Here is a 10,400-nt window from a genome sequence, read left to right on the forward strand (position 1 = left end):
GCGGCCGATCACCGGAATCGAACGACACCGGAGGGACCAATGGACTCGACAACGGCGGTCGCGGAGCAGGATTCCGCGATCGAGAACGCCATCGCCCACCTGTTCGGCCCGGAGGGGAGGGCCGACCCGTATGCCGCCGCGCGCGTGCTGCGCGAGGCGGGTCCGATGCACCGGACCCCGCTCGGCCACTACGTGCTCACCCGCCACGAGGACTGCTCCGCGGTGCTCTCCACCACCGCGTGGAGCCACGCGGAGGAGGCCGGGATGATGCACCCGACGGTGAAGCCGGAGGACGCCCCCGAGGAGCTGCCCACCTCGTTCCTGTGGATGGAGCCGCCGGACCACACCCGGCTGCGCAACCTGGTGACCAAGGGCTTCACCCCGCGCATGGTGACCAGGCTGCGCCCGCGCATCGAGGAGCTCACCGAGCAGTTGGTCGACGACTGCCTGGCGGCGGGCGAGTTCGACCTGATCGAGAAGATCGCCTACCCGCTGCCGCTGATCATCGCCTGCGAGCTGATCGGTGTGCCGCACGAGGCGTACGACCAGGTGCACCGCTGGTCGCAGGATCTGGCGCGCGGCTTCGACCACGACTACACGCTGCCCGCGGAGGCGCTGACGGCGCGCTCGGCCGGGTCGCGCGGCTTCATGGGGTACTTCCGGGAACTGCTGAACGAGCGCCGGGCGAACCCGAAGGACGACCTGCTCAGCGCGCTCTCCCAGGTGGAGGACCGCGGCGACGTGCTCACCGAGCAGGAGCTGCTCGCCACCTGCATCACCACCTTCGTTGCCGGGCACGAGACCACCGCCAACCTGATCGGCACCGGCATGCTGCAGCTCATGCGGAACCAGGACCAGATCGCCGCTCTCCGCGCCCGCCCCGAGCTCACGCAGACGGCCCCCGACGAGCTGCTGCGCATGGAGCCGTCGGTGCAGATGACCACCCGCGCCGCCACCAGGCCGATCACGGTGGCGGGCCGGGAGTTCGAGCAGGGCGAGGGCGTCGTCATCCTGATCAACTCGGCGAACCGGGACCACGCGGCGTTCCCGGACGGCGACCGGCTCGACGTCGCGCGCTACTCGGACCCGAAGAATCCGGCGAAGAAGCATCTCGGCTTCAGCCTCGGCATCCACTACTGCCTCGGCGCCCCGCTGGCGCTGCTGGAGATGGAGGTGCTGCTCGACGTGCTGCTGCGCAAGGTCGCGGACATCGAACTGCGGGACGACGCGCCGGTGTACAAGCCGAATGTGGTGATCCGCGGGCTGGAGTCGCTGCCCGCGCGCTTCACCCCCGCCTGATCATCGCGAACCAGGCGGCGGCGCCGTTCGCGTGGAACCGGGTCATGATCCGGTCCGGTTCCACGGCGGTGATCCGCCAGCCGGTCGATTCGCCGAAGGCGGCGGCCAGGTCGGCCCGGGAGACCGGGTGCGGGCCGGGGTCGTCGCCCTCGTCGGCGAAGCACAGCAGGAACAGGGTCCGCTCGGTCACCGCGGCGAGACTCTCGGCGTAGGCGCGCTGCTCGGCGGTGTCGAAGGTGTGGAAGAGGCCGCAGTCCAGCACCTCGGGAAAGGTGCGGCCGAGGTCGGCCGGGCGCAGGGCGTCGGCGGTGGTGAATTCGGCGGTCAGGCCGCGCTCGGCCGCGCGTTCCCGCGCCAGGGCGATGGCCGTCTCCGCCACGTCGACGCCGCACACCTCGAGTCCGCGTCCGGCCAGGAAGAGGGCGTTCTCGCCGCTGCCGCAGCCGGCGTCGAGCACCGGCCCGGTGAAGGCATCCGCGCGGCGCACCACGGCGGGTTGCGGCCCGCCGAAGTCCCAAGGCGCGGGGCCGTCGCGGTACGAGGCGTCCCAGGGCAGCCCGGTCATTCGCTCGTGGCTGGTCGGGGTGCGTTCGGTCATCTCTGCTCCTCCGGTCGTCGCCATCCTGGCAGCGATAGCCTCGCGGGATGTCGTTGCGCACGAATCTCGCCGTGGTCTTTTCGCTGCTGCTCGGTATCGCGTTCGTGGTGGCGCCGGAGTGGCTCGCGGCGAGCGATGCCGCCCGGTTCGCAGACGAGGGCGCGCTCCGGCAGGCGCTGAGCGGGGCGTACGCGGAGTACCGGCTGGCCGGGCAGCGGGCATTCACCCCGGCGCTACGCGACATCGTCGGCTACTGGGCCCGCTACCACCTGGTGAAGGCGGTCATCGCGGTGACGCTGCTGCTCGTGCTCGCCGTGCTGGTCCGGTGGGCAGGGAACACCGCGGCGAAGGTGCCTGCCTCCGTGCTCGCGCTCGGCGCTCTCGCCCTGGCGGCGGCGAATATCCAGGGCGCCGCGGCGCCGTTCGCCGCGGTGCTCCCGATGCTGCCCGGTGCCGAACTCGCGGCGGCGGAGCGGCAGTTGGGCGCCGGTGAACGCGCACCGGCGCTCGCGGTGATGATCGACGACTTCGCCCGGTTCCACGCGGTTCTCGCGGTGCTCGCCGCCGTCGTCGCGCTCTGCTTTCTCGGCGCGGGGCTCGCGCTGTTCGCGAGGCGCGCCCTGCTGCTCGGCGGGATCGGCATCGTGCTCGCACTCGGCATCGGCACGGTCGCCGTCGCGAACGCGACCACCGCGCGCGATCCGGAGCCCGCGTTCGCCGCGTTCCTCGAGGGCAGCTGGTAGCGCCTCCGCGCACCCATGGCGCTCGCTCGGCGCCACCCGGTCCGTCACGGCAGCGCGGCGAGATCCTCCGCGGTCAATCGCCACGCCCCGGCGGCGACGTTCTGCCGCACCTGCTCCGGCGTGGTCGCGCCCGCGATCACCGAACTCACCGGCTGCTGCGCGAGCAGCCAGCCGATGGCCAGTTCGAGCAGCGTGTGCCCGCGCTCGGCGGCGAACTCGGTCCACCGCTCGACCCGGTCGAAGTTCTCGTCGGCCGCGTACCGGTCGGCGAACCGGGCGGCGAGGGCGAACCGCGAGCCGGGCGGGAAGTCCGCCCCGCGCCGGTACTTCCCGGTGAGCAGCCCGGACGCCAGCGGGAAGTACGGCACGATGCCGAGGTGCTCGGCCCGCGCCGCGGGCACCACCTCGCGCTCGACCTCGCGGACCAGCAGACTCCACTCGACCTGGGTGCCGGTGAACCGCGCGCCACCGGATTTCTCGGCGGCCCGCGCCGCGTCGGCGATCTGCGCGCCGGAGACGTTCGACGAGGCCAGGTGGCGGACCTTGCCCGCCCGCACCAGGTCGTCCAGCGCCGCCAGCCCCTCCTCGACCGGCGCCGCCGGGTCGGGGTAGTGCTGGTAGTAGAGGTCGATCCGGTCGGTGCGCAGCCTGGTCAGGCTGGCCTCGCAGGCGGCGACGATGCGGTCCCGCAGGATTCCCGGCCGGTACGGCTCGTCCTGCGGCCGCGGGGTGAACTTGGTGGCCAGTACCACGGCGTCGCGGCGGGTGCCGAGCGTGGCGCCGATGATCTCCTCGGAGGCGCCCTGCCCGTACATCTCCGCCGTGTCGAAGTGCGTGATCCCGGCGTCCAGCGCGGCCTCGATCACCGCCGCGCCCGCCGCGAGATCCAGTTTCATGCCGAAGTTGTTGCAGCCGAGCCCGACCACCGAGAGGTCGGGTCCGTCGCCGCCGAGCCGACGAGTCTCCATGAGTCCCGACTCTACGAGGGCGCCGGGCTCAGTGCGCGAGGATGTCGCGCAGGGCGGCGGCGAAGGCCTCGGGCTCGCCGTACTGCCCGTGCTCCCCGCCGAGGAACCCGACGTGCCCGCCGGGCAGCAGCACGTGCTCGAAACCGCCTGCGGCGGCGAAACTCTCGGCTCCGCGCGCGGCCATCTCCGCGCCCGACTCGGCGCCGGAGGCGAGCACGATCCTGGTCGGCGCGGCGCGCAGCGCGTCCAGGTCGTGCTGGTACCGCCCGCAGCCGCGCATGTTCACCCCGAGCAGCGGATTCGTCCGCGACCCGTCGTCGGTGTCCGGGAGCCCGAAGGTGGCCGGGTCCGGCCCGGGCGCGTCGGCGTACCCCGCGGGCAACGGCCCCTGCTGGGAGACGAGCGCGATGAACTTCGCCATCGCCGCCCCCTCCCCCTTCGCCCGGTAGGTGGCGTGGATGTCGGCACAGACCGCGTTCACCTCGTCCCGGTCCGGCAGGAACTGCGCGACCGGCGGCTCGTGCGCGACCAGGGTGCGCACCGACTCCGGCCGGTGCCTGCCGATCCAGGCCAGCGCGTTCACCGCGCCCCCGCTGGTGGCGAAGACGTCGATCGGGCCGAGCGCGGCCGCATCCAGCACCGCCTGCAGGTCGTCGGCGTGCTGGGCCGGATCGGCTTCGGCGCCGGGCTCGTCCTGCGGGCTGCGCCCGGCGCCGCGCGGGTCGTAGGTGAGCACGGTGCGGTCGCCGAAGTGCCCGGCGAGCGTGCCGAACGCGGCCGCCTCCATGGGCGAGCCGAGAAGGAACAGGGCGGGGCCGGAGCCGGGACGCACGTCGTAGGTGATGGTGGCGCCTGCGGTGGCGACGGTACGGGTGTCGGGCACGGTGACTCCTCTGCTCGGGGGCTGTGCTGTATTCGACGGCGCGGCCCGCGCGGATTCATCGCCTCAGCCGAACGCCGCCGCGGCGACGATGCTCGGGGTGAAGAGCGCCCAGTCGTTGAGGATGTGCGCCCCCGAGCAGACCCACAGGTTCTTGGTGCGGATCCAGGCCAGCGTGAGGACTAGCCGGGCGCCGCCGATCACGATGAAGCACTGCGCCACGTTCCAGTCGTAGGTGGGCAGGTGCGCGGCGCCGAACCAGACCGCCGTCACCAGCCAGGCCACCACGATCGCGGACTTCCTGGAGAGCGTCCCGCGCCGGGTGAGGAAGTAGAGCAGCGCCAGGAACGGGATGACGGTGAACAGCTCCTCGCCGACCAGCTGGATGCCGGTACCGAGGTAGAACGCCAGCACCTGCACCGCGCCGTCGATATCGTCGGTGGCCGCGTTGGCCGACGCCCCGAAGACGGACGCGACCAGGGTACCGAGCAGCAAACTGACAACGATGTTCAGCAGCGCGAAGCCGGCCATGGTGAGCAGATCCCGGCCGCGCACCGGCCGGAACAACGCCGACCAGTACGGCCGGGCCAGCACCGCGAGCACCGCCAGCGGGATCACCACGAAGAGCGCGCGCGGCACCAGCGCGGCGACATTGTCCGGCTCCGGCAGCAGCACCAGCGCGGCGAACCCCGCCGCCACCGAGAGCCAGGCCAGCGCCCACCGCACGGCGCCGAGCCCGACCGGCTCGCCCGCGTAGTACGGGAAGTCGACGCCGTCCGGCCGCTCGATCCACGGGCCGAAGCGGTCCGCGGGCGTTGCGTGCAGTGTCTCGGCCATGCGGCTCCTCGATCCGTTCGGCTAACTTTCAGCCATTCTCGCCCATGACACCCCTGTGCCGCTTCACAGCGGAGAACCGGATGGGATTGTGAATCCGGACGATCCCGGGGCGGTACCGTCCGGTGGCACCGCCGAGCGGGGTTGCATGTGCGGATCACGGCCGAAGGGACAGCGACGATGCGGGGTCGAGTGGCGAGCGCGGTGTGCGCGCTGCTGGTGGGGGTTTCGGCCGCGAGCGCGGCGCCCGCGGCGGCGGAGCCGGGGCGCACCGAATCCGGGTACGGGTCCAGCTCCCCGGTGACCTCGGTGATCTCGACCGTCGTCACCCGCGACGTCCCGCTGCCGCCCACCGCGCTGCCGCATCCGCCGGAGTGCGACCGGCTCTCCTACCTGCGCTGGCGCTCCGCGTCGGGGCCGAGCGAGTCCGCGGCGGCGGACCGGATCCTGGTCGCGCAGCCCGGGATCTTCGAGGGCGCGGGCGCTTTCGACAGCGTCGCCCGCAATACCGTCGAGCTGGCCGCGCGCTTCGGCATCCACCTCGAGTTCTGGGCGCTCGACCGGCGCTCCAACTGCCTGGAGGACCACACCGGCACCCGCGCGGCGCTCGCCACCGGCGACCTGGACACCGCGACCGGCTACTACTTCGGCGGCGCCGAGGTCGACGGCCGCCGCTTCGCCGGCTACGCCGACGGCGCCGCCACCGACTGGCTACGCGACCAGGGCCTCGAGCAAACCCTGCGCGACCAGTACGACCTGCTCCGCCTCGAGCTGCCCGACCAGCAGCTGCGGCAGCGGAAACTGCTGTGCGGCGGGCACTCCCTCGGCGGCTTCCTCACCGGTTACTTCGCCGGCTGGGACTTCGACGGCAACCCGGCGACCACCGACGACGCGGGCTACAACCAGTGCGGCGGCTGGTTCGCGCTGGACACCGTCATCCGGGTCGGGCTCGGGCTGCGCGGCATCGACATCCCCGCCATCCCCCCGGGGATCGCGGGCGGCGTGGAGAACCTCTCGCTGCAACTCGACACCGCGCTGCCCGTGCTCCGGCTGCCCGCCGTGATCAACCCGGAGACCACCAACCTGCTCGCGCTCGCCGGGCTCGCCGCCCGGCTCGCCCCCGACGGCGTCAACGACCTCGTCAGCCGCCTCCCCGACAACCCCAATATCGACCTCACGCTGCGCACCCTCCTCTCGCAGAACGCCGCAGCCTTCCTCACCGGCTCCCCGGACGCCCGCGACCTCACCGCCACCAACGAGGCCGTGCTCGGCGCGCTGCTCGACGACAACTCGCAGCCGCTCGGCTTCCTCCAGGCCAGCACCGGCTTCGTCACCGGCGGCCCGATCGGCCCGAAGGACTTCCCGCTGCCGGACGCCATCGCCCGCGGCCCGCTCGGCTTCGGCGGCTTCGGCGACGCCCCGAAGGTCTCCCCGACCCGCTACTCCCCCGACACCGTCTACCGCTGGCTGGACTGGGACGAGGTCACCGGTTCCACCTCGCCCGCCACCAACCCCGGCAGCGAGGTCACCTCGATCGCTCAGCTCGCCCGCACCCTCTGCGAACCGCCGCTCGACTTCACCGAGTGGTACTTCCCCTCCCGCATCGCCTTCGACCTGCAGCAGACCACCGCGCCCTCGATCACCGCGCACCACCTGCACCCGCAGGGCATCGACACGCTGCCCATGCTGACCCTGCAGGGCAGCGGCGGCATCCCGCTGCCCGATTCGGGCAGCCCGCTGGACACCAGGATCGAACTGGCCGGCTACAACCACCTCGACCTGGTCACCGCCGACCCGGATTCGCGCAGGGACGGATCACCGGAGCCGGTCTCGGCCCGGCTCGTCGAATTCGCGACCCGCTAGCGCCGGAAGCGGCGCGCGACCGCGGCCCGCGCCCTTGCCAGCCGCGACTCGGCGGCGGGCGGCGGGGCCGCCTCGACCTCCGCTGCCTGCGCGAACCGGCTGTGCAGCTGCTCCCTGACCTGGTCCGGGGTGTAGGCGCGGCGGCGTCGCTCGCCGCGCACCACGACCGCGCCGGTGGCGACGACGCCCGCCGCACCAGCCAAACCCAACACCTTCCACCACCTCATACCGCCTAGGCTACGGGTATGGCGGGTGTGGACATCGATCTCGATCGGGCAGTCGAGATCACCAGGACAGGTGACATCTGGTTGTTCCGTGGTCATTCCACGGCCGATCGGATGATCCGGACGCTGACCAATGCCCCGGTCAACCATGTCGGCATGGCCGTGGTGATCGACGATCTACCGGCGCTGATCTGGCATGCCGAGCTGGGCCGCTCGCTCCCCGACATGTGGTCGGGCACCGCGCACCGCGGCGCCCAGCTGCACAATCTGCGCGACGCGGCCATGGTCTGGGCGAATCGCTACGGGCAGCAGGCGTGGCTGCGGCAGCTGGAGCCGCCGGCCGACCGGGAGCTCGAGGACGGCGCGCTGCGCGCCATCGCCCGGCTGAACGGCACCCCGTTCCCGTCGACCGCGACGCTCACCGCGCGCTGGTTCCGCGGCCGGGTGAAGCTGCCGCGCAGGTCGTCCCGGCCGCCGAAGGCGAGCGAGGTGGAGAACGCCTACTGCGCGGAGATCGTGGCCGCCACCTACCAGGCGATGGGGCTGCTCAGCGCGAAGCGCAGCCCGGACTGGTACGACCCGGGCAAGTTCTGGAGCGGCGACCGGCTGAAGCTGCTCGACGGGCACACGCTCAGCGGTGAGATCGCGGTGCGGACGCCGCCGGACTAGAAGAAGGTGCCGCTGAACGGCGGTGCGGCGGTGCCGAAGAGCGCGTCGGCGGCCGCCGCGGCGCCGGGCCGCTGCTCCGCGGCGCGTCCGGCGAGGACCAGGTGCCGCCAGGGGGTGCCGCCGAGGTAGGCGGCGGCGAGGGCCGAGACGTCGGCGGTGAGTTCGGGTTCGGCGTCGGTGCGGGCGGTTTCCCCGGCGCTCACCCGGTAGGTGCCGGAGTTGCCGGGCAGGATCGGGTCGGTGATGCCGAGCAGCACCGGCTCGGCGGGCCGGTAACCGCGGCTCGCCAGCGCGGCGGGCACGTCGACCAGGCGCAGCCAGGTCTCGTCCCCGATGCCGGTGACGGTGACCGCGCGCTCGTCGGTCACCAGCTCTGCGAGCGGGAAATCGGTTGCCACCATGGGGAATTCGACCCGGTGCACGATATCCAGCGCGAAGAGATGGCGGAGCAGCCCGAGCAGCGCCACCGGTGAGCCCGCCACCAGGTCGCCGACGCGCACCGCGCGGCCGGTGCTGCGCGGCCAGTCGGTGGTGTCGACCGCACGGTATCGGAGGAAGCCGTCCTCGGCGCCGGGCTCCCCGTGCAGCACGACGTGCGAATCGCCGCTGTCGAAGAGTTCGCGGGTGCGCCACCAGTACGGGGAGCGGTCGATCTCGCCGGGCCGCGAAAGCTCGAGCCGCGCGTGAATTTTCGCGAGCGTCGCGAAGGCGGTGGCGCGTTCGGCGTAGCGCACCGGCCCCGACGGCGGCAGGGTCGGCCGCAACCGAGCCGCGGCGGTGTCGACCCGCACCGCGGCCGAGCGGCTCGCCACGCCGTAGCCGAACCGCTCGTAGATGCCGCCCTGGGTAGCGCGCAGCCCGGCCACGACCTCGCCCCGGTCGGCGATATCGGCGAGCTGCCGCCGCAGCAGCGCGCTCCCGACGCCGCGCCTGGCGTGCGTCGGCAGCACCCCCACCCGGGTGACCCCGGCGTGCGGCACCCGCGCGCCGCCGGGCACCACCAGCCTGCCGGTGTACGCCGTGGCCGCACCGGCCGGGATGCCGTCCACCCTGGCCAGCAGGGTGCGGCCGGGTTCGTTCACCTCGCCCGCCGGAACGTCTCGCGGCGGGATCCCGACCATGGCGACCCGGAACACCTCCGCCGCCGCCTCGACCTCGGCCTCGCTCGACGCCACCCCGATCTCGATCGTCACCGCATCGACTCTACGACCGACGTGGTGCGGGACCGCCCGTTGCGATCACGACGAGCCGGGTACTCCGCGATACGCAGTAGCGGATCAGTTCGCTACTTGGTTTGGTGATTGCGCCGATAAGATCCCATCGGACTCGCATCTGCGGGTCACAGCTGGACGGGATGAGGTCACACATGATGCGCAAACTGGGAGCCGTCGTCGCCGCGGTGGCCGTGATCGCCGGGTGCGGGACCGAGGACACCGGGTCATCGGACTCGGTCTCCGGCACCGTCACCGTCTTCGCCGCCGCCTCGCTGACCGAGACCTTCACCGAGCTCGGCAAGCAGTTCGAGGCCGCGCACCCCGGCGTGCGGGTGGTCTACAACTTCGGGGCCAGCTCGGCGCTCGCCCAGCAGATCGGCCAGGGCGCCCCCGCCGACGTCTTCGCCGCCGCGGCGCCGCGGAACATGCAGCAGGTCCAGGACGGCGGCGACGTCACCGCCGCGCCGGTCACCTTCGTCCGCAATCGCCTCGAGATCGCCGTCCCGGCGGGAAATCCCGGCGGCATCACCGGCTTGGCCGACTTCGGCAGGGCCGAGCCGAAGCTCGCGCTCTGCGCCGAGCAGGTGCCGTGCGGGGCCGCCGCGGCCACCGTCTTCGAGACCGCGGGCATCACCCCGCAGCCGGATACCAGGGAGGCCGACGTCAAAGCCGCGCTCACCAAGGTCACGCTGGGCGAGGTCGACGCCGCGCTCGTCTACCGCACCGATGTGCGCGCGGCGGGCAGCAAGGTGCAGGGCATCGACTTCCCGGAGGCGGCGAGCGCGATCAACGATTACCCCATCGCGCCGCTCGCCGCGGCGCCCAACGGCACGGCCGCGGCGGCGTTCGTCCAGTTCGTGACGTCCGAGCAGGCCCGGCCGGTGTTCGCCGCGGCGGGGTTCGACCAGCCCTGACGAGAACACCATGCTCTCGCTTAGAGAATGATGCTAGTGCAGAATGAGAGCGGTCCCCCCGGCCACGGCACTGACACGAGGAGCGAGCGCATGGCTTACGTAATCACGCAGCGTTGCTGTAACGACGCGAGTTGCGTCTCCGAGTGCCCGGTCGATTGCATTCGTCCGACTCCGGATCAGCCGGGTTTCGCGTC

12 protein-coding genes are annotated in these 10,400 nt (G+C 72.6%); 6 read left to right on the plus strand and 6 right to left on the minus strand.

The features are described from left to right. Nucleotides 1–39: 39 nt before the first annotated feature. On the plus strand, nt 40–1,299 hold the full coding sequence (locus ACFUJ1_RS13205) for a cytochrome P450 (protein WP_378645321.1): 1,260 nt from the start codon (nt 40–42) through the stop codon (nt 1,297–1,299). Here the strand turns inward: ACFUJ1_RS13205 and ACFUJ1_RS13210 are convergent. Further along, a complete protein-coding gene (locus ACFUJ1_RS13210) occupies nt 1,286–1,897 on the minus strand; it encodes a class I SAM-dependent methyltransferase (protein WP_378645323.1) in 612 nt (203 codons plus the stop codon). The two genes, ACFUJ1_RS13205 and ACFUJ1_RS13210, sit on opposite strands and share 14 nt — an antisense overlap. 47 nt (nt 1,898–1,944) lie before the next feature. Here ACFUJ1_RS13210 and ACFUJ1_RS13215 point away from each other — a divergent pair, with 47 nt between their 5' ends. Further along, nucleotides 1,945–2,640: a hypothetical protein gene (locus ACFUJ1_RS13215; protein ID WP_378645324.1), complete on the plus strand. Its 696-nt coding sequence runs from the start codon at nt 1,945–1,947 to the stop codon at nt 2,638–2,640. A gap of 44 nt (nt 2,641–2,684) precedes the next feature. On the opposite strand, the gene ACFUJ1_RS13220 is transcribed toward ACFUJ1_RS13215, so the two are convergent. The 3 genes from ACFUJ1_RS13220 to ACFUJ1_RS13230 all read right to left on the minus strand — a co-directional run bounded on the left by ACFUJ1_RS13220 (nt 2,685) and on the right by ACFUJ1_RS13230 (nt 5,325). Then, a complete protein-coding gene (locus tag ACFUJ1_RS13220) occupies nt 2,685–3,608 on the minus strand; it encodes an aldo/keto reductase (protein ID WP_378645326.1) in 924 nt (307 codons plus the stop codon). A 28-nt stretch (nt 3,609–3,636) separates the two neighbouring features. Beyond that, the gene (locus tag ACFUJ1_RS13225) at nt 3,637–4,491 is read right to left on the minus strand and encodes an alpha/beta fold hydrolase (RefSeq protein ID WP_378645327.1); all 855 of its coding nucleotides are present in this window, start codon (nt 4,489–4,491) and stop codon (nt 3,637–3,639) included. Nucleotides 4,492–4,554: 63 nt separating this feature from the next. After that, nucleotides 4,555–5,325 carry a CPBP family intramembrane glutamic endopeptidase gene (locus ACFUJ1_RS13230; protein ID WP_378645329.1) on the minus strand — a complete coding sequence of 257 codons (771 nt, stop codon included), beginning with the start codon at nt 5,323–5,325 and terminating at the stop codon, nt 4,555–4,557. Nucleotides 5,326–5,502: 177 nt separating this feature from the next. On the opposite strand from ACFUJ1_RS13230, the gene ACFUJ1_RS13235 reads away from it, so the two are divergent. Next, nucleotides 5,503–7,185: a hypothetical protein gene (locus tag ACFUJ1_RS13235; RefSeq protein ID WP_378645330.1), complete on the plus strand. Its 1,683-nt coding sequence runs from the start codon at nt 5,503–5,505 to the stop codon at nt 7,183–7,185. Here the strand turns inward: ACFUJ1_RS13235 and ACFUJ1_RS13240 are convergent. Then, nucleotides 7,182–7,412, minus strand: coding sequence for a hypothetical protein (locus ACFUJ1_RS13240; RefSeq protein ID WP_378645332.1), 231 nt, complete (start codon nt 7,410–7,412; stop codon nt 7,182–7,184). The genes ACFUJ1_RS13235 and ACFUJ1_RS13240 overlap by 4 nt on opposite strands. Nucleotides 7,413–7,430: 18 nt before the next feature. Here ACFUJ1_RS13240 and ACFUJ1_RS13245 point away from each other — a divergent pair, with 18 nt between their 5' ends. After that, complete coding sequence (locus ACFUJ1_RS13245; RefSeq protein WP_378645333.1) at nt 7,431–8,078, plus strand: hypothetical protein; 648 nt, start codon at nt 7,431–7,433, stop codon at nt 8,076–8,078. Here the strand turns inward: ACFUJ1_RS13245 and ACFUJ1_RS13250 are convergent. After that, nucleotides 8,075–9,271: a GNAT family N-acetyltransferase gene (locus ACFUJ1_RS13250; protein ID WP_378645335.1), complete on the minus strand. Its 1,197-nt coding sequence runs from the start codon at nt 9,269–9,271 to the stop codon at nt 8,075–8,077. The genes ACFUJ1_RS13245 and ACFUJ1_RS13250 overlap by 4 nt on opposite strands. A gap of 173 nt (nt 9,272–9,444) precedes the next feature. Between ACFUJ1_RS13250 and modA the strand changes: the two genes are divergently transcribed. Continuing rightward, nucleotides 9,445–10,206, plus strand: a complete 762-nt coding sequence (modA, locus tag ACFUJ1_RS13255) for a molybdate ABC transporter substrate-binding protein (RefSeq protein WP_378645337.1) — start codon at nt 9,445–9,447, stop codon at nt 10,204–10,206. A gap of 90 nt (nt 10,207–10,296) precedes the next feature. Further along, nucleotides 10,297–10,400 (plus strand): hypothetical protein (locus tag ACFUJ1_RS13260; protein WP_378642980.1); only part of this gene is annotated, 104 nt, incomplete at its 3' end.

Source organism: Nocardia sp. NPDC057227 (assembly GCF_042669725.1).
Classification (GTDB): domain Bacteria; phylum Actinomycetota; class Actinomycetes; order Mycobacteriales; family Mycobacteriaceae; genus Nocardia; species Nocardia asteroides_A.